This is a genomic window from Sulfitobacter sp. 1A13421, from assembly GCF_043557285.1.
Taxonomy (GTDB): domain Bacteria; phylum Pseudomonadota; class Alphaproteobacteria; order Rhodobacterales; family Rhodobacteraceae; genus Sulfitobacter; species Sulfitobacter faviae.
In genome coordinates this window covers 119,035-137,041 of record NZ_JBIFFQ010000008.1, presented here as the reverse complement: position 1 = coordinate 137,041, position 18,007 = coordinate 119,035, and the positions used below count along the sequence as shown (strand labels likewise).

21 protein-coding genes are annotated in these 18,007 nt (G+C 58.1%); 6 read left to right on the top strand and 15 right to left on the bottom strand.

From position 1 onward, the window contains the following. Positions 1 to 707: 707 nt before the first annotated feature. The 3 genes from ACGYLI_RS14430 to ACGYLI_RS14420 all read left to right on the top strand — a co-directional run bounded on the left by ACGYLI_RS14430 (position 708) and on the right by ACGYLI_RS14420 (position 2,825). The gene (locus ACGYLI_RS14430) at positions 708 to 2,081 is read left to right on the top strand and encodes an aspartate aminotransferase family protein (RefSeq protein WP_040701702.1); all 1,374 of its coding nucleotides are present in this window, start codon (positions 708 to 710) and stop codon (positions 2,079 to 2,081) included. Positions 2,082 to 2,339: 258 nt separating this feature from the next. Continuing rightward, positions 2,340 to 2,468: a hypothetical protein gene (locus ACGYLI_RS14425; RefSeq protein ID WP_007120576.1), complete on the top strand. Its 129-nt coding sequence runs from the start codon at positions 2,340 to 2,342 to the stop codon at positions 2,466 to 2,468. Between the two features lie 24 nt (positions 2,469 to 2,492). Further along, positions 2,493 to 2,825, top strand: a complete 333-nt coding sequence (locus tag ACGYLI_RS14420) for a hypothetical protein (RefSeq protein ID WP_017467357.1) — start codon at positions 2,493 to 2,495, stop codon at positions 2,823 to 2,825. A 59-nt stretch (positions 2,826 to 2,884) separates the two neighbouring features. Here ACGYLI_RS14420 and sugE read toward each other — a convergent pair whose 3' ends face one another. From sugE to ACGYLI_RS14380, 8 genes are all read right to left on the bottom strand, one after another. Beyond that, positions 2,885 to 3,214: a quaternary ammonium compound efflux SMR transporter SugE gene (gene sugE / locus ACGYLI_RS14415; RefSeq protein WP_017467358.1), complete on the bottom strand. Its 330-nt coding sequence runs from the start codon at positions 3,212 to 3,214 to the stop codon at positions 2,885 to 2,887. Positions 3,215 to 3,246: 32 nt separating this feature from the next. Beyond that, positions 3,247 to 4,950, bottom strand: coding sequence for an IS66 family transposase (gene tnpC / locus ACGYLI_RS14410; RefSeq protein WP_065331082.1), 1,704 nt, complete (start codon positions 4,948 to 4,950; stop codon positions 3,247 to 3,249). A 69-nt stretch (positions 4,951 to 5,019) separates the two neighbouring features. Continuing rightward, positions 5,020 to 5,367, bottom strand: a complete 348-nt coding sequence (gene tnpB, locus ACGYLI_RS14405; RefSeq protein WP_017467473.1) for an IS66 family insertion sequence element accessory protein TnpB — start codon at positions 5,365 to 5,367, stop codon at positions 5,020 to 5,022. Further along, positions 5,364 to 5,729, bottom strand: a complete 366-nt coding sequence (tnpA, locus tag ACGYLI_RS14400; protein ID WP_065331083.1) for an IS66-like element accessory protein TnpA — start codon at positions 5,727 to 5,729, stop codon at positions 5,364 to 5,366. The genes tnpB and tnpA overlap by 4 nt, the downstream gene beginning before the upstream one ends. Positions 5,730 to 6,101: 372 nt before the next feature. Beyond that, positions 6,102 to 6,677, bottom strand: a complete 576-nt coding sequence (locus ACGYLI_RS14395; protein ID WP_065331084.1) for a PIN domain-containing protein — start codon at positions 6,675 to 6,677, stop codon at positions 6,102 to 6,104. Beyond that, positions 6,674 to 7,138 carry a helix-turn-helix domain-containing protein gene (locus ACGYLI_RS14390; RefSeq protein WP_065331085.1) on the bottom strand — a complete coding sequence of 155 codons (465 nt, stop codon included), beginning with the start codon at positions 7,136 to 7,138 and terminating at the stop codon, positions 6,674 to 6,676. Before ACGYLI_RS14390 ends, ACGYLI_RS14395 begins: the two co-directional genes overlap by 4 nt. A 405-nt stretch (positions 7,139 to 7,543) precedes the next feature. Continuing rightward, on the bottom strand, positions 7,544 to 8,158 hold the full coding sequence (locus tag ACGYLI_RS14385) for an SMC-Scp complex subunit ScpB (RefSeq protein ID WP_065331086.1): 615 nt from the start codon (positions 8,156 to 8,158) through the stop codon (positions 7,544 to 7,546). Between the two features lie 2 nt (positions 8,159 to 8,160). Next, positions 8,161 to 9,045 carry a DUF1403 family protein gene (locus ACGYLI_RS14380; RefSeq protein ID WP_065331087.1) on the bottom strand — a complete coding sequence of 295 codons (885 nt, stop codon included), beginning with the start codon at positions 9,043 to 9,045 and terminating at the stop codon, positions 8,161 to 8,163. Positions 9,046 to 9,201: 156 nt separating this feature from the next. Between ACGYLI_RS14380 and ACGYLI_RS14375 the strand changes: the two genes are divergently transcribed. After that, positions 9,202 to 10,317 (top strand): tyrosine-type recombinase/integrase, encoded by a 1,116-nt coding sequence (locus tag ACGYLI_RS14375; protein ID WP_065331088.1) that lies wholly within the window; start codon positions 9,202 to 9,204, stop codon positions 10,315 to 10,317. 6 nt (positions 10,318 to 10,323) lie between these two features. Here the strand turns inward: ACGYLI_RS14375 and ACGYLI_RS14370 are convergent, their stop codons facing one another. From ACGYLI_RS14370 to ACGYLI_RS14345, 6 genes are all read right to left on the bottom strand, one after another. Continuing rightward, positions 10,324 to 10,659, bottom strand: a complete 336-nt coding sequence (locus tag ACGYLI_RS14370) for a type II toxin-antitoxin system RelE/ParE family toxin (protein ID WP_064225037.1) — start codon at positions 10,657 to 10,659, stop codon at positions 10,324 to 10,326. Next, positions 10,656 to 10,913: a type II toxin-antitoxin system ParD family antitoxin gene (locus tag ACGYLI_RS14365; RefSeq protein WP_064225038.1), complete on the bottom strand. Its 258-nt coding sequence runs from the start codon at positions 10,911 to 10,913 to the stop codon at positions 10,656 to 10,658. The genes ACGYLI_RS14370 and ACGYLI_RS14365 overlap by 4 nt, the downstream gene beginning before the upstream one ends. A 55-nt stretch (positions 10,914 to 10,968) precedes the next feature. Further along, positions 10,969 to 12,249: a plasmid replication protein RepC gene (gene repC / locus ACGYLI_RS14360; RefSeq protein WP_065331089.1), complete on the bottom strand. Its 1,281-nt coding sequence runs from the start codon at positions 12,247 to 12,249 to the stop codon at positions 10,969 to 10,971. 160 nt (positions 12,250 to 12,409) lie between these two features. Beyond that, positions 12,410 to 13,405, bottom strand: coding sequence for a plasmid partitioning protein RepB (gene repB, locus ACGYLI_RS14355; protein ID WP_064225040.1), 996 nt, complete (start codon positions 13,403 to 13,405; stop codon positions 12,410 to 12,412). Between the two features lie 103 nt (positions 13,406 to 13,508). Further along, complete coding sequence (repA, locus tag ACGYLI_RS14350) at positions 13,509 to 14,720, bottom strand: plasmid partitioning protein RepA (RefSeq protein WP_064225041.1); 1,212 nt, start codon at positions 14,718 to 14,720, stop codon at positions 13,509 to 13,511. 493 nt (positions 14,721 to 15,213) lie between these two features. Next, on the bottom strand, positions 15,214 to 15,552 hold the full coding sequence (locus ACGYLI_RS14345; protein ID WP_065331090.1) for a DUF736 family protein: 339 nt from the start codon (positions 15,550 to 15,552) through the stop codon (positions 15,214 to 15,216). Positions 15,553 to 16,190: 638 nt separating this feature from the next. On the opposite strand from ACGYLI_RS14345, the gene ACGYLI_RS14340 reads away from it, so the two are divergent. Together ACGYLI_RS14340 and ACGYLI_RS14335 are read left to right on the top strand one after the other, a co-directional pair. Further along, positions 16,191 to 16,544, top strand: coding sequence for a type II toxin-antitoxin system RelE/ParE family toxin (locus tag ACGYLI_RS14340; RefSeq protein WP_227511476.1), 354 nt, complete (start codon positions 16,191 to 16,193; stop codon positions 16,542 to 16,544). Next, positions 16,541 to 16,834, top strand: a complete 294-nt coding sequence (locus ACGYLI_RS14335; protein ID WP_064225043.1) for a DNA-binding transcriptional regulator — start codon at positions 16,541 to 16,543, stop codon at positions 16,832 to 16,834. Before ACGYLI_RS14340 ends, ACGYLI_RS14335 begins: the two co-directional genes overlap by 4 nt. An 8-nt stretch (positions 16,835 to 16,842) precedes the next feature. On the opposite strand, the gene ACGYLI_RS14330 is transcribed toward ACGYLI_RS14335, so the two are convergent. Next, on the bottom strand, positions 16,843 to 17,754 hold the full coding sequence (locus tag ACGYLI_RS14330) for a DUF2493 domain-containing protein (RefSeq protein WP_064225044.1): 912 nt from the start codon (positions 17,752 to 17,754) through the stop codon (positions 16,843 to 16,845). Positions 17,755 to 18,007: the final 253 nt, after the last annotated feature.

Genomic DNA, 18,007 nt, shown 5'->3' with positions numbered 1-18,007 from the left:
GAATACTCAGAGAGAAACTCGCCGCTCCATCAGCGTAACGGAACCGTGGAAATCAATGGGACAGGGACGGCGCTTACGAAAGAACGTATCTGAGACAGCCGCCTGCCACTGGGTGGCAGTCATGAGCTTGTTTGCAGTTTTGTCCTTCTGATTCATCTAACGTCCCCAAAACACAAATGGCGAAAACACAACTGTCTCATGTGTTAAAATGATCGTAGCACCGTTCCGGCCAACCACTTTGGCAAAAAACGCACAAACTCTTGTGTCACGTGTCAATTCGCGCACTTGCGATTCTTTCATCGGGCCCAGAAAGGCCCTGGAAAATCCTAAATATCTAACTAAAACATATTTTTACCAACCATTTGCAGCGCGAGAACACCGCCAAATCGGGTCTTGGTTTTGTGAAACGGAAAGCTGCGAAGGCAACAACCTGAGCGGGATTGGGCCGCATTTTCCCCAAGATTCACGGCCGCTGCGCTTCAAAAAAACGAAGCATCCAAACAGAATCACAGGATGGAAGTGTCCTCAAACCACGACCGAAATCCCGGCGGGCGTTTCTGCTTCAAATGGGCGGCCTCGCTGGCCCGCAGACAGGATGCTCGGAACAAAACTGCTTGCTAAAAGCAAGAAAGCGGCGATAGTACTGAGGGCAAATCGCGGCCCCCTGCCGCGTGAAAAACGCCAACTTACAAGAAGTGATGCCTGCCATGGATGTGCGACCAAATTCAGACGAAGCCCGTGATATCGCTTATCATTTTCACAGCTATACCAATGCCGAAGCGCATGAAAAAATTGGTCCGCTGATCATTGAATCAGGCGAGGGAATCCACGTCACCGACTCAAACGGCAACCGCTATATCGAGGGCATGTCCGGCCTTTGGAGCGTGGCAGTCGGGTTCAACGAACAACGCCTTGTGGATGTCGCCAGCCGGCAAATGCAAAAGCTGCCTTACTACCACAACTTCTCGCACCGCTCGCATGGTCCGGCGATTGATCTTGCTGAAAAGCTGATCGAAATAGCCCCCGTGCCAATGAGCAAGGTTTTCTATACCAACTCGGGCTCCGAGGCGAACGATACGATCGTCAAGATGGTCTGGTATCGCTCGAACGCGCTCGGCAAGCCCGAGAAAAAGAAGATCATCTCGCGCCTGCGCGGCTATCACGGCGTGACAGTCGCAGCCGCGTCGATGACGGGTCTGCCCTATAACCACAAGTCCTTCGATCTGCCGATGGAGGGCATCTTGCACACCACTTGCCCGCACTACTGGCGCGAAGGTCAGGACGGCGAAAGCGAAGAAGCTTTTGCGTCACGCTGTGCCCAAGATCTTGATGATATGATCCAATCAGAGGGCCCCGAAACTGTAGCCGCATTCATCGCCGAGCCTGTCATGGGCGCGGGCGGTGTTGTTGTTCCTCCGGCGACCTACTGGGAGAAAATCCAAGCGGTTCTGGCGAAATACGATATCCTTCTTATCGCAGATGAAGTGATTTGCGGTTTTGGCCGCACGGGCAACATGTTTGGCTCTACAACCTTTGACATAAAGCCCGACATTCTCACCATGTCCAAGCAGATCACCTCCAGCTATTTCCCCTTTTCGGCTTTCATGATCAACGATCGGGTCTATCAGCCAATCGCCGACGAAAGCGGGCGCATCGGTGTTCTGGGGCATGGCTATACGGGCGGTGGCCACCCCGTCGGCGCAGCCGTAGCGCTGGAAAACATCAAGATTATCGAAGAGCGCGATCTTGTGGCCAATGCCGCCGAACGCGGTGCAGAATTGCAAGCTGGATTGACCGACCTGACGTCCCACCCTCTCGTTGGAGAGGCACGTGGCATTGGCCTCATAGGCGCACTTGAATTGATCGCCCCAGAGGGTAAATCAGGCGATTTTGCCCCTGGAAAACTCGGCGCCCAAATGAACGCAATCATGCTGCGCAACGGCCTCATCTCACGTAATATGACAGACGCGATGGCATTTTGTCCGCCATTGATAGTGGGCGCGAATGACGTGCGAGAAATCATCCAGATCACAAAAAAGAGTCTGGAGGAACTGGCCGCAGACATAAACGGGGCCGCCTAGTCAGGGGAACGACAAGCCAGAACTCTTACCCTTTCCCATCCGGGAAAAACTTGGGTCGGCCTGTCTACACATTTTCCGGGTGGCGCCTGTCACGCGAGCTGATCTTTACAAATCTCGTTCAACCAAGAGCTTCTTCGGGTGAACCTTTGCTGAGCGGCTTTCAGACCGGCGAGACTCCGTTCTTGTTGACGGCCTCTTCGTTGCTTTGGTGCGTTGCGGCGGCGCGGGCCGAGCTGTGACGCGCAGGACGCGGACGACATGCGCGACGCGCTTCTGCATGAGGCGGCAGAGGCGCGCCGCTTGCCCTCTGATCCTGACTGGGACGTCATCGAAAACTCCGGCCTCACCTGGGGCGGGCCGATCAGGGAGCAGGGTGGACCGTGGTAGGATCACCTGGAACGATTGGGCGGTTTGGGAGAGCGCACGCCCGACAACTTCAAGACGTTCGATTTCTTCGACGAAGATCGAGGCCTTGCCACAAGCGCAAAGACGCTCGAAACCCGCGCGCCGGGATATGCGGACCGGCCCAGCCGTATCTTTGGTGCATTGAAGCGCTATATTGATCAGATCGACAAGTTTGGAGGGGGTGTCGTAGGAGAAACAGTAATACTGCAAGCTCTCTGGGATTTCACCGTAAAGCCCTTCATCTACAAACTTCTCGGCCAGCTCCCGCAATGTCTCGACATGGTAGATGTCAATGTCATGCTGACCGAGCATTTCCTCGAAAGTGTATCCGCATTGTAAGCATCCAGGGAAGCCCCTCTGCACTGTGATCATAGCAGCTCGTTGATTGTCATTCGGCGCTAATGATTGGCCGTGGTTCCGACCAGTTTCAGCCCAACAATCCCAGCAACAATCAAGAGAAGACAGGCGACACGAGCCAAGTCTTTTTGCTCTCCCAAGATGGTCATTCCAATAATAGCAACGCCCACAGCCCCAATACCTGCCCAAACGGCATATGCAGTACCTACGGGAATGTCTTTCATTGCTTCAGCCAAGAGCCAGAAGCTTGCGATCATTGCGAGCACGGTCAGGACAGATGGCTGAAGTTTCGTGAAGCCTTGAGTGTATTTCAGACCAATTACCCACCCACATTCAAGAAGACCCGCAAAGAACAAGTAAACCCAAGCCATTTTACCTCCATAGGCGTCAATGAAAAGTTTGATCAGGCGGCGTGTTGATCCCCGACCTCAGCATTCTGCGCGTTGATCATGCCCTGAGATGCCCAAGGTAGCAACAGGGGGATGCGATTGACGGGATGATCCTGGATGCGTTCGAGCACCCAAGCGAGCCAGGCTTCGGGATTGACGTTGTTCATCTTTGCGGTCTCGATGAGAGTATAGGCGATTGCTGCGGATTTGCCGCCTGCCTCTGACCCCATGAAGAGGTAGTTCTTTCTTCCAACGGCCACAGGACGCACTGCCCGCTCGGCTGTGTTATTGTCGATTTCCAAGAAGCCGTTGTCGAGATAAGGCCGTGCCTTTGGCAGGCGCGCGAGGGCATATCGGATGGCCTTAGCCAGTGGCGTCTTGCCGGAGATTTTACCCAACTGCTCCTTGAGCCAGATCTCCAGATCATCAAAGATGGGCTTGGCGAGTTCCTGACGCAGGGCCACGCGCTCATGGGGTGGTAGGAACCGTGCCTGTGTTTCAACGTCATAGAGCTTTCGAATGCGCAAGACCGCTTCGCCCGCCACAGGCAGCTTCAGGCTTTCATACAGGGCATAAAACTCCCGTCGCACATGGGCCATACAGGCCATCTCCTTGATGCGCCCCGTGCGGTAGGCATCGTTATAGCCTGCATAGGCGTCCGCATGGGCGTAGCCCGTGTAGGATTTGAGATGTTCGCTCGGGTGTTCCGCACCTCGGTTGGTGGAGAACTGATACCACACGGCGGGTGGCGCGGCCCCGGACCAGGCGCTCTCATCTCGGGCATAGACCCATAGCCGTGCGGTTTTGCTCTTGTTTTTGCCACGCCCTTTGCCCTTCTGGAGCAGCTTGACCGTGGTATCATCCATGAAGATGGCTTGTGCCTCAAACACATGGTCACGGATGGCATCTGCCACGCGTTCAAGCAGCTTGGTGCATTTGCCCACCCAGAGGGCCATGAGCGATCCGCTCAGGTCGATGCCTTCGTTCTCAAACATCTGGCTTTGGCGATAGAGCGGCAGGTGATAGCCGTATTTGCAGCACAGGATATGCGCCATCAGCGCGGGACCCACAAAGCTCTTGGGGATGGGGCGGCTTGGCATCTCCGCCTGAACCACCTTGTCACAGCAGCTACAGGCCAAACGCGGGCGGTTGATCTGATTGACGATGTAATGGCCTGGAACATATTCCAACTCTTCCAGAACATCTGTTCCCAGCTCCCTGAAGCGGCCACCACAGTCTTCACAGGTCTCACCGGGGGTGATGGTCTTCTTGACCCGCTTAAGCCCCTTTGGGAAAGGCTTGCGTTTGCGCGGGGTGCGCGGCGGCTTTGGGACGTCTGCCTCGGAAGACGTCTGGCCCTCACCATCACCTTCAGTCTCTGCGGCTTGCTCGATCTCCAACTCTTCGAGGATCAGTTCCAGCGCCAGTTGCGCGCTGCTTTCCGACTTTGACCCAAAGCGGTGCTTTTTGTGACCATGCAATTGCAAGCGCAGATCAGCAATGAGGGTATCTCGGCTCTGGATGGCCCGCGCATGGGCGGTGCGCTCGGCAGCAAGGGCGGCTTCCATCTCATCCTTGAGGCGTTTTTGGGCGGAGGCATGGCTCAACGATTGGCCCAACAACTCCGCATCCTTACGGGCCAGTTCCGCCGCTTGTGCGGCTACAAAGGCCTGCACGTCAGGTGGCAGATCAGCCAGATTTGGAGGGGTCTTACGCATGCCATTCCATAGCAAAATCGGACATCAGGGGGAATCCCAAAACAGCAAGAAAGCCCATAAAACATTGCCTCAGCCCACCATCGCGGGCCGCCATGTCTTCTGCGGCATGCGCCAGTCTATGCCTTCCATCAGCATGGCCAACTGCGCGCGGCTCAGGTTGATTTTACCCTCGCTGGCCGTGGGCCAGACAAACCGACCCCGCTCCAAGCGCTTGGTGAACAAGCATGCACCCTGACCGTCCCACCAGATCATCTTGATCTGATCACCTCGCCGTCCCCGGAACAAAAACAGATGGCCGGAATAGGGATCGCCCGCCAGAACCTGCGCGGTCTGTGCCGCCAGACCGTTGAACCCACGCCGCATGTCCGTCACACCCGCCGCCAGCCAGATCTTCGCATCCGCCAGAACAGGGATCATGCCGCCAGCCCCCGCGCCAGTTCCAGCACAAAGCCAGCATCAACCCCGTCGCTAACGCTCAGCTTGCGCCCATTCTCCAGCGTGATCTCTATCCGGGAGCTGGCTGTAGGCCGCGCTTCCGGCAGCATCGGTACTGCATCGTGATCGCCGCCTGAAATCTCAACAGGCATGAACCCGGCATCATCAGACCCATCGGGTTGAAACCTGTCATCGCTGCGCCACGAATAAATCCGGCTTGTCGGCACGCCATGACGGCGAGAAACCATCGGCACACTGACACCATCGGCTTGGCTCTCTGCCACCAACCGCCGCTTGAACTCATCCGAGTATTTGGAACCCCGCCCAACCCGCCGTTTACTCATCTCAAAACCCTCATATTGCGCCAGTCAAATCGCCAGCCTCGCGCAATAATCGCACCTCAAATCAGCCCAAAATAGAGGGGGTTCCCTTGATGCTTACCATAAAGGCGATCCCGACTTCGACGCGATCGGTCGCCCTCAAGCGGCGGAGCTTCCAGCGGTCAGATGGAAGCTCATCAACGTGAACAAGCTGAAAGCAGAGAACCCCGAGAAGCACACCGCCCAAGGCGAAGAGTTAGAGAAAATCCTCGGCTGAAGATCGATCAGTGGTGACAGATTACCACGGACCGCTTAGCACGTCCGGCGGGAAATAAAGTAAACTACCATCGCCGACAGTACCGTATGCCTTTGCGATAACACCCACCGGTCTTCTCCTCACAAGAACGACTGGTACTCGTCCATGAAGGTTGCGACCTGCAACAAGCCCTGCGCTTCGGACTTGTGGATCAATGTCGCGACATCGAGCGCCGGATTCTTGAAGCGCTCCCTCATCCGGCGCAGGGCCATTATGGCCTCGGAGGGATCCAACTCGATTGTATCGGCGATGAAGTCGTCGGCGGAAATCGCCTGGATGGAGTGCGGGTCCAGAACCGCGGAAGGAAAGTCGGCAAGATTGTCCGTCACGATGACTGAAGCAGACGTCGCGATGGCCGCTGCCAGCACGTGGTTGTCGTTGGGGTCGGGTAACGCGAGCTTGTCTTCGAAGATCTCATAACCAGTCACCAGAGCTTCAGGGAATGCTGCCTCGATTGCCGCCCTTTGCCGGGACCCATCGGTTTCGCCCTTGGTGATCTGGGTGATCGCTTTCTGAGTCTCGTCAAGGATGCGACTGCTCCACCGAGGCCGGAACAAACCAGCCTCGGCCAGGCTCAGGAGCATGTTTCTGCGAAGCGCTCCGCCCAGGACGCAGGCATCGAGGAGCGCCGTGAACCGATCAGCGTGTCGGCTCATACAAGACCTTCTTCCGCATCCATTGCAGCAAGGTCACTCAAAGCATCAGAGCGAGACGCGTCACGCTTCTCCTTGTAGGCAAAGAGGTCGTCGGCACGAACCCGGCGATGACGGCCGGTCTTCGCAAAGGGAATCTCGCCTTCCTCGAGAAGCTTCACTAGGAACGGCCGGGACACATTGAGAAGGTCCGCCGCCTGCTGCGTGGTCAGCTCTGACTCGACGGGGATCATCCGAAACCCGCGACCGCTCGAGACAAGCCGCAGCACTTCGAGTAGCGAAGCCGTCAAGGCCGGCGCAAGCGTCACGGTGCGAACTTCGCCGTCTTCCAGGGCGAGCGACAGCTTTGTCGGTTCGCCTTCCTTGATCTGGGAGGCCACAATCGTTCTGAGTTGTTCGGCGTTCTTGATCTCTACCTCGTCGGGCAAACGATCAAAGAACGCCTCTTTTCTGAGGGCGTTCATCTTCTCTCTCCGGTTCTATCGTCTCGTGTTGGATATAGGCTATCCGTCCTTCGAAACAATCGCAACACTCGAAATATTCGAAATTCGTTTAGATCGTGTAAACGGGTCACAGCATGCGAACACCGCATCGCTCTCACGACGAAGCGACCACCACGGCCTTCGCCAGTTGCTCCCGGTCGCAAAGGTCTTCCAGCCCAAAACAGACGAAGAACTGCTCGCGAGCGTACGCGACAACATCCTCTCGACCAGAATAGAGCAAGTGGACGTCTTCACAGGTCTGCAACGATTATCACATTGAAATTGTGAATATTTCTGGCTCTCCGCATGAATCGTTGCACTGCGGATGAAACGATAAGCAGAACTACCGAGTTTGTGTCAGGCATGGCAATGGAAACCGGCAACGCGTTACCCGAAATCGACTTGTGAAGCTTCCGCCACAACCCCCGCATCCTCCAGCTGCTCCCGATCGGGAAGATCGCGCAGGGACTCCAATCCGAAGGCAACCAGGAACTGCTCCGTGGTGACGAAGGTATAGGGAGCGCCGCGTCGCGGCGACCGCGGCCCAGTCCCGATCAGGTCGCGCGCATGCAGCCGTCCGATCAGGTCACGGCTGATCTCCTTGCCGAAGATATCCTTCAGTGCGTCGCGGGTGATCGGCTGGTGGTAAGCGATGGCGGCCAGGACCGCGACGTCGAATTCGCTCAGGTCCAGCAATTGGTCCCCGATATCTGCCGCCGCGCGGATCGCGGGGGCGTAGGTGGCGCGCGTGCGGAATATCCAGCCGCCAGCGACCCACGCAACTTCAAAAGCCCGCCCCTCCAGCTCGGCGGCGAGGTCCTCGACGAGCAGGTCAACCGAGGCCCCCTGCCCCACGACCCGCGCCAGATCCTCGCGCGGCACCGGCGAGGCAGAGGCAAAGAGCACCGCCTCGATCCGGCGCATCCACTCCCGCCAGCGCAGCTCCGGCGGCAGGTCGGCCAATTCGAGGTCCAGGTCAGGTTCCGAGCGATCCTTCGCCATAGCTACACCCCATAGAGCCGGAAGGTATCGCGCCCGGTCAGCTCGCGCACCGCGCCGAGGTCGACCAACCGGTCGCAGAGCCGCCGCGCGGCGCGATCCGGCAAGGGCAAGGCCGAAGGCGCCACCGCATCGCGGGTCAGGAACATGTCAACCGCGCCCCCTGCCCCCTTGGCCCGCAGCTTCAGCGCGACGGCTTTCAGATGCGCAGCTCGGCGCGTGAGGTCGGCGGCCTGCCGCACCGACTCGATCGCCGAAAAGATGAGTGCCCGATGACAAGCCAAGCGAAGGTCGTCGCCATGCTTGCGCAGGTCAGCGCGCTTCAGGCCCGCAGCCAGCAGCGGCACAAGATGCCCCCAACCAAGCGCCTGCGCGAGCGCCGCATCCGCGAGGATCAGCGCCGACACATCGGCACGGGGCCCCTCCGTCAGCACCGCCTCCAGCACCATTGCCGCACGGGTGACTGGCGCCCCCTGCCCCGCGTCGAGCCAGCCTGCTATCTGTGCAACCTCCTGTCCGCGCAGCGCGCGATGCAGAGCCTTGACTGACACCGGCCGTTCCGCCGCGCGGCGCCAAGCCAGGTAGGTTTCCCCCGCCGGTCCGGGCAGATCGCCGGGGCGCAGAAGGTGCACGACGTCGCGCAGCTCCCCTGCCCGCTCCGGTCGGCCGGAAAACGCGACACACGCTTCGGCCGCGCGCAGCGCGAGCCGGTCCGACAACAAGGCTTGGGGCACCTCCACGCGTCCCAACACAAGATGCAGGTGGTTCAGCGCCGCGCCCGACAAAAACGCAACATCTTCAAGGGTTTCAGCGCGTGCAGAGGTGACCCAGGCAGGCATCCGGGGTAACGTGTCGAGGTCGCTGGTGTGATCTGGTCGGGAAAAAGTCATGCCTGAAGCCTACATCAGCGCGGCGCTTTCGTCCACAATATGATGTGCAAACCGCCTCGCTTTGCAGTTCCTCGTTATGTCCAATAAGTTTGCATTATCGGACATAAAAAGATACGCTGAAAATCAGTTTAATTTCATCGCTGGATTCACTGGAAAATGGCCGCAGAGGACGAGAAATCGACATCATCAAACTCTGATGCAAGTCATAATGCTCAGGGCGACGCGAGAAATCAAGAAAAAAGCGATGGGATCGCCCTGCCCTCCCATGTCGCGGGCTCCGGCAGCCTTGATCGCCTGGTCGACACCGCCCGCGACTATGCCCGCGCTGCAGCGTCCGACAACACGCTGAAGGCCTATGCCAAGGATTGGGCGCATTTTGCGCGCTGGTGCCGGATGAAGGGAGTGGAGCCCCTGCCCCCCTCATCCGAGATGATCGGCCTTTACCTCGCCGATCTCGCCTCCGGGTCAGGCCCCTCCCCTTCGCAGTGGGCGTCCCGCCCCCTGTCGGTCAGCACGATCGATCGCCGCCTCTCCGGCCTCGCCTGGAACTATGCGCAACGCGGATTCACCCTCGATCGTAAGAACCGCCACATCGCGACGGTGTTGGCTGGGATCAAACGCAAGCACGCGCGCCCGCCGGTGCAGAAGGAAGCGATTCTGGCCGAGGATATTCTGGCGATGATCGCCGCCCTGCCCTACGACCTGCGCGGCTTGCGGGATCGGGCGATCCTGCTGATTGGCTACGCGGGCGGTCTGCGTCGGTCGGAAATTGTCAGCCTCGACGTTCACAAGGACGACACGCCGGACTCGGGCGGCTGGATCGAGATCTTCGACAAGGGCGTCGTACTGACCCTGAACGCAAAGACCGGCTGGCGCGAGGTTGAGATCGGCCGCGGCTCCAAGGACCAGACCTGCCCTGTCCATGCACTCGAGCAATGGCTGCACTTCGCCAGGATCGACTTCGGCCCTGTCTTTGTCGGCACCTCGCGGGATGGCAAACGCGCCTCTGACAAGCGGCTCAACGACAAACACGTTGCGCGGCTGATCAAGCGCACGGTCCTGGACGCGGGCATCCGGTCGGACCTGCCTGAGAAAGACCGCCTCGCTATGTTCTCTGGCCACAGCCTACGCGCCGGTCTCGCCAGCTCCGCCGAAGTCGACGAGCGCTATGTCCAGAAGCAGCTGGGGCACGCTTCGGCCGAGATGACTCGCCGCTATCAGCGTCGCCGAGACAGGTTCCGGGTGAACCTGACGAAGGCAGCCGGGTTGTGATGTGGATCAGGAGTCTTCGGACTTCAAAGCCGAAAGTGAGGCAACATGGCGAGGGAGATCGCTGCGGGAATGGAGGATATCCACGATGATGACCTCGTCCGATCGATCCAGAAACACAAGGAAATGTTCCCCTGCCCTTATGAACCGCAGGTCTTCGACATCATCAACGAGAACTGCGCAACTCCGGCTATGGGCCTGGCCGTTCAGAATTCTTTCACAGCAGTTGAGCAATTCGGCCTCGTAAAGCTCCGCTTGGCGCAGCCCGAAATTCTCGATCGTCCATCTGCCGATTTCAGTGAGGCTAGCTTCCGCACGACGAGTCAGCCGGAAGGATCGGCTCATGAACGCGCGCGCGCAGTCGCAAAGGCCCTACGGATCGCATCTTTGCCGCTTCCCTCCGCAAGATCGCCCGCCTTGGCCTGCGCCAGACCTTCAATTAGACCTTTCCGGATCCCGGCTAGTTGTGCTTCTTCCTGCTCCAGCAATCTCAGGCCAGCGCGCATTGCTTCACTCACGTTCTGGTAGCGCCCGGATGCCACCAAGGCTTGAACCAGTTGATCCTGAGGTTCGGTCAGGACAACGTTGCGTGTCACCATGTGTCAGATCTCCTTTGTTGGCAATATATGCCAATGCCACTTATTTATCAATACGTCACGCCGCCTGCCCGCTGAGCCTGCCATAGAAACTACGCTCCAAATGCAGCTCTCCTGCCCCAGCCTTCTCGACCATGCCCCGAAGATATCCGCCCGGCGAGGCAACCTCACCGACACTGTGCTTCTCGAAGACGAGCGCAAATGCGGCCGTGGCCACTTGGGTCCCCATTCGATCCTGCGCTACGTTCCAGGCATGCTCTGAGATACCGATCATCGGCCTGAGTTGCCCGGCAACGCGGTGCAGGTCGCCCCAATCCTTCAGGAATCCACCCATATTGCGCGCCCAGGACGCGAATTCCGGACAGGCCTGCATGATTGTCGGCAGATCGAGCGCCGTCCGCTTCTTGCGCACCTCGGCAACCCAGTCTTCCAGCTCCCTATCAACCCACTCTTCGGGTGGAGCATTGGGTACCACGCCCGCCGCTTCCTCTTTTTTAGAGGAATTACTAGTTACAGGATTAAGTTGATTTGTAATTAGTATATGAGGTTCAGAAATGACCTCCCTGGGGTCCATTTCTTGAGTCTTTTTTGTGATTTGGGTGTCTTTGTTACCGATGTTTTCCACAGGTTTTGTCGCACCAGTCGCCTTGAGATAGGCCGCTTCGACCCGTTCCTGAAGTTCCTTGAACCACAACAGTAGCCGTTCCAACTGCTCAGAGGCTTCATGACGACGCGGAAGCCGGTCCAGAAGTTCCTCAAAGAGTCCAGTGAATTGGCTCCAGGGCCCGCGCAGCGCGCTGCTGATAGCCGCCTCAATCCGAGCGCGGATCATCCGGCGTGCCACCGTAATCTGACGCTTCAGGCGCTGGCAGAGCTCGCGCTCGGCCTGCAGCTCGGCATGAAGCTCCTCGAACTCCTCGACACGGGCTGAAAGCGGCGACAGATCGAAGCCATACGCCTCAACGATGCGCCCATCGGCGTCCCTACGGCCCCACCGCTTGCCATTCGGGCTGTCCTGAAAGGAAATCACGCCGATCTCGGCCAGGCGCCGCGCATGGCGCTTGAGCGCGGAGAGCGAAAAGCCCGTCCGCTCCATCAGATAGGCGTTCGACGCCCAGACGATCGGGCGCTGCCCCTCCTCCCAGTCCTGGGCCTGGGTGAAGGCCCCGAGCGTGTCGAGGAGCATCATGTCGCCAGCCTTCAGGCCGATATGTGCACCAACGCGCTTGAGCGCGACAAATGCTCGTGTTTTGGGTACTGCTACCCGTTCACCGGCTTGGGCAAGTTGCTCAGCAACCCCAAGACCCGGTGTCGGCTTGCGCCAACCTGTATGTTTCATGCCTGTATCTCACCTCCGGTTATGTGGAGGCAAAAGAAAGCCGTTCGCTCAAAAGCGTTCATCGTTGACAGTGATTCGTGGGAGAGGTATCTTCTAAGCGACCAAACTTTTCAGATTAGCTCTCAGGCCACGCTGCTTGGGGGCTTTTCTTTTGCCTAGATCATTGTTCCGACTGCTCCTCTTTTGTTGCGAGGAATTCGCTGTAGAGCTGATCCAGTCGACCGGAGAGAAAGTCTCCGAACTCGGTTGAATCCTGTGCTGTCAGCGAAATACTGAATGCCCTTCCGGACCGGCCGATTACCCCTTTGATGCGGCCTTTGCCGGCGGTCCAGGTGCGCTTCTTGGGTGCCATGCGCGTCTTTCTGCGCTTGGGTGTCCTGCCCGCCTCTGCCAGTCTGCTGTGCAGGAGCTCGAACCTTGCATCGCTATCCAGCTCGTGAAACCCTTCGAGTTCCAAGGCACCTTCAAGGACCTTTTGGTTCGCAGACTCCGAAGCCAGCTTCTTGAAATCCTCCCAGCGGTCACGGCCAATCTGCTTAGCGGGACCGATCCGCTCAATCACATGCCTCGGGATGTTCTGCGCGACAGACAACATGCGCGACAACAGCGTTCCATCAATGGTCAGCGCCGACTGGATCACATCCTTCGCCTGCCCCATATCAAGGAGGCTTTTTGCGAAAAGCGCCTTCTCGATGAATGAAAGATCCGCGCGCGCCGTGTTCTCTTGCCCTTGGGCGAGAATGTGCGCCACATCGTCCATTGGTTTGACTACAGCGCGAACCTTCCGGCCAAGGGCTGACGCCACGCGCACACGCCGATGGCCGAAGACGATCATATAGCGACCGTCCAGATCCGGGTGCGGGCGAAGCAGTACTGGAGTGTCCTGGCGACCAGTTGCAATCGACTCCTTCAGCTCGTTGAAGGCCTCGTCGTCGTCGCTGAGACGATCCGAAATGAAGGACACATCGATCAATTGGGGATCGATTTCGACGATGGTTTCCCCTTCGAGCAAGCGCTTCGAATTTTCGGCAAGATTGTCAATCGAGACCTTCATGGACTTTGATGCGCCACGCATCGCATAGCCTGATCGGCCAGAGTCCTTCGGCTGCTCGGAAGAACTGGCCATCACATTTTTCAGGAGGTCTTTACGAGCCATCAAACTGTCTCCTTCTGGGCGATCATAGACGTGAACACTCTGGACAAATGGCTGTCTGCACGGCTGTCAAAACTATCAATCTGCACGGCTGTCAAAGACGTCGTCATTCGCGCCCCCATGCTTTGTGGATCAGCTCCGAAACCTCATCGTTCACGTCGTTCAGTGAAGTGATTGCCCGGTCATAAGTTGTGCGAACAAACTGGGAGCGCTCGACCTCGTAGAGTGTCTGTTTAGTAATCCCAGCGTCGGAGATCGCCGTGGATTTCAAAACAGGCGCGGTAAGCATCTGGTTCGGGAACATCGCCTGCAGAAACCCGACCATCTGCTTCTGAGGGCCATCAGTGGGTTCAAACCTGGTAACCAGATAGCGAAACCATTTCAGTCGCATGTTCGCGCCAGCGTCTCGTATTGTCTTCATGATTCCGCCAAGCATGAGCAGAAATTGACTCATCGACATAACGTCCAGCATCTGTGGGTGGACGGTGACGATGACTGACGACGAGGCTGTCAGTGCGGTCAGCGTGAGATAGCCAAGCTGCGGTGGGCAATCGATCACCACGACATCATAGCGATCATCGACTTCGTCGAGCGCCTTAGAGATCCGAGTGAAGAAAAGGCGCCCCTCGTGGGGGTCGCTGCTCGTCAAGGCAACGGGGGTATCGTACTCATACTCTTGAAGTTCCAAACTTGCAGGCACGATATCAAGGTTAGGAAAGTTCGTTGGTCGGATTACTTCGATAATTGGCTTGCGTTGATCATCGTAGCGGAGCGTCTCGTAGAGCGATGGAACATTATCGAGCTCCGGCTGAATACCATGCAGAGCTGTCAGTGATGCCTGCGGGTCAAGATCGATCGCCAGTACACGATGCCCTTTCAGCGCCAAGTGCTGAGCCAGATGAGCCGCAGTCGTCGTCTTTCCGGACCCGCCTTTGAAGTTGACGACAGAAACTACATGCAGTTCCTCACCTTCACGCCGATGGGGCACATACCGCCGCTTTCCAGGCCGACCATGCTTGTCCAAATACGCCCGCAGTTCGAGCATTTGCTCAGCTGAATAACTACGCCTCCCCGACGACGAGGTTTCGGGATCAGGCCCCTTACCTTCTAGGTGGAGCTTCTTGATTGTCGACTGGGTCACGCCGAGATAATAAGCGACCTCCGCCAGCGAAAACTGACGTAGACCTTTCTGGGCATCTGGAGGATACTGTTCCTGCCGCAACATATTGAGACGGTCAGAAATCAGCTCTCCCTGTTGAAGGATGATCTCGTCGAAGGGTTGATCCTTCGTATCAGCCGTAAATGACCTATCTCGCATCCGCCTGCCCTCTAAATATCGCTTTTTCAGCAATTTATCCCTTTAAAGTGTCATCTACACGGAAAAATGAGTCTTAACAACGATTTTCACGCGGTGGCTTATGCACTCCCGCAGCACGATCGAGTCTAGATGCGGCGACAAGCTATAGTGAGCGGCGAAAAAGGCGGCCCAACATATGGAACCAACGGTGCGGCCTTCTGCGCAGCACTCAACTCGAACGGCGCGGTAAAAATACTTTAACCTACTGTTTTAAAATACATTTATGTAACTGCACGGCTGTCAAACGGCACATGGCTTGAAGCGTCGAAACGCCTAGCGGATCCGCAAACACGACAGCCACGCAGCGAGCTGCATCAGAAAAGTTCTACATCTGAACCGTGGTCACTTGGTTCCGTCAAACACATCGCCCATGCCACTCCAACACATAATAAATCGTGTCAGTGCCATAGGAGACAACGAGAATCGGCTGGGTTGCCCCAGCCGATTCTTTGCGTCACGCGGCGTCTTTGGGGCCCCAGGGGATGATCGCCTGCAGGGACAGATCGTCCTGGCTTGCCGCCTTGCCGAGGTTGGCGTTGAAGCCGTGGTCGCGGATGGTCAGCGTGTAGTAGTCTGCGCCGGTCTCCTTGTTCTGCTTCTTCCAGATGCCGCCGCATTCGACCAGCTTGCCGCGCGGGGAGCGGCCGAGGACGCGGTGCGTGGGGGCCATCGGGTTCGAGCTCGCGACGGGTTCGACCGTGATGTCGAGGTCGAAGGTCAGGGTCGAGATGGAGCCGACGCCTTTGGCGGTTTCGATGTCGGCGCTGGTGAATTTGATGCAGTTCGTGGTCATTGCTCTTCTCCTTGTTTGCGTTGCAATGATGGTCAACTTGCAGCTGGCCAAGGCCCGGCCACACCGAAGGCGAAGCGCAGCGGAGAGGGGCAGGCGCCGATCTTTTTGCCGCGCGAGGATTGGCCCACCCCTGTTCTTTGGTGGGTCAGGGGAAAAAGATCGGCGACAACCTTTGTGGACGGGACGACAGCTGCGACCAGCATGTCATGCAACTCAGACATCGGGAGAAGTGCGGTGGCCGCGAAGGAAACTGGGTGAACAGCCGAGGGAGTTGCCACCAGAATCTTGGCTTCTTACTAACTCACAGAAGATGAGACATCGTCCAGACGTCAAAGTCGCATCCCCAGGATCACTAACGTGCCGATAGTCTTCGCTGAAGCGCCCAAGATGCGGAGGAGTGCTCGACGCGAACAGAGCGTGGAACGAAAGGCCGGGTCGCCACGAGACACCGCAACCATCCAATAGCCCTAAATGACAGCCCGTCTGGTTGGTTCGGTCAGAAAATGCGACAAGATATTTGGTCAAGGGCCGCCGGTACCAACGGACAGAGCATACTGCCTAGCTCTAGCATCAGTTGCCAACTTGCCCTTCCAGTGCGCATACTATACGTCATTGACACATACGCCGCCAAAACCTATATGGAACTGACGATGACGCGATTGCAGACAGTGGTCGAACTGCCCGAATTCCAAAGGCGCGCCAAGGCAATCATGTCGGACCAGGAGCGTGAGGCGGCGATCAACTTCATTGCCGCCAATCCGGAAGCGGGCGTCTCTCTTGGCGGCGGATTACGCAAAGTCCGCATCCCGAGAGAGGGGAGCGGCAAGAGTGGCGGCTTCAGGACGGTGTATGTCTTTGGCGGGACCCATATGCCGATCTTTCTGATCACGGTCTTCGCCAAGAATGAGAAAGCCAACCTGTCAAAGACCGAACAAGCTGCTGCGGTAGAGATGAGCAAGGCGCTTGTCGCGAAATATGGAGACGCAACATGAGTGCATTTGAAACCGTATCCAAGGGCCTCGAAGAGGCTCTGGCCTTCGCGAATGGCGATTTGGCCGACGCCAAAGTGCATGAAGTTTCCGTGGCGGAGGTCGATGTCGCCGAAGTCCGGCAACGGACGGGCCTGTCCCAGGCCGAGTTTGCGAAGAGCATTGGCGTCGCGAAAGGTACGCTCCTGAACTGGGAACACGGGCGCCGGCACCCGACAGGCCCAGCACAGGTTCTGCTGGCATTGATCGCCAAGAAGCCTTCCGTCGTACAGGACCTCTTGCGCGGGGCGTGAACCGGGGCCTAAGCCCCGATCCTCTTGATGCGGATTCCGAGCTTGCGGGCCTTGTCGACGATGTTCTCGGTGATGCCCGAACCGGGCGTGGCAATCAGACCCTGTGGCATGGTTTCGAGCATCTTGTCGTTGCGCTTGAAGGGGGCGGCCTTGCCGTGGCTCTTCCAGTCGGGCTTGAAGACCACCTGGGTGATCCCACGGGTATCTGCCCAGCGGGCCGCGATCATCTCGGCGCCTTTGGGCGTGCCACCATGCAGCAGCACCATGTCGGGGTATTTCGCATGGGTGGCATCGAGGACGGACCATATCAGATCGTAAGCCTGATAGTCCCCGCCTGAGAAAGCGATCCGCGTGCCTTCGGGGCAGTGCACCTCGGTCTCCTTGCGACGCTTGGCCGAGAGATAGGCCCGGCTGTCCACCACGGCGGAGGTGAGGCCGCGATGTGAGACCTTGGATCCGGTGCGGGGGAGCCAGGGCGAACCGGTGGCGGCCGAGAAGTGGTCTACGGCCAGATCGCGCATCTGCTCGAAGGCGTCGCGATGGTCCCAGAGCTTGAGCCCGATCATCTGGAGGCGCTCGAGTTCGACCGAGGCGACCTCGGAGCCGTCCTGTAGCCCCAAGCTTTCCCTGACCTCGAATTCGTTGTCGTCGAGAAGCTTCTGGATATGGGTGAGCCGACGATGGAAGATCGAGGTGAGGGACCAGAGCATCTCTTCGAGATTGTCTTCCAACTGGCTGCCAGTGAGGAGGCCGATGGTGGTGTCAAAGAGGGTCGCCATGGCGAGTTCGACTTCGTCGGGCTGGGGCAGGGGGCGGTGATCGGTCTCGCCGGGTCCCGGTGTTGCGCCGTGAAGTGCCAGGTGGTCGAGGATGCCGGAGGTCACGCCGGTCTCCTCTTGGATGTCTGTCTGATGGGGCATTGTCTGGTTCCTCTGTTTGATCTGACCCGATTTGGATGGGGCGATATCAGGACCGGCGGCGACCGGGCCGCATCCGTCAGGATCGGAGCGCAGCGGAGAATGCGCCCAAGGCCGGAAAATTGCTCCCGCGAGGAATGGCCCGAAGGGGCAGGGGAATTTTCTGGTTCGGGGGGCATTGCTGCCCGGGCGAGGGGCACTCTGCCCCGACCCGCCGGTCCATCGCTCCCCTTATCCAAACGGGATCAGATCGAAC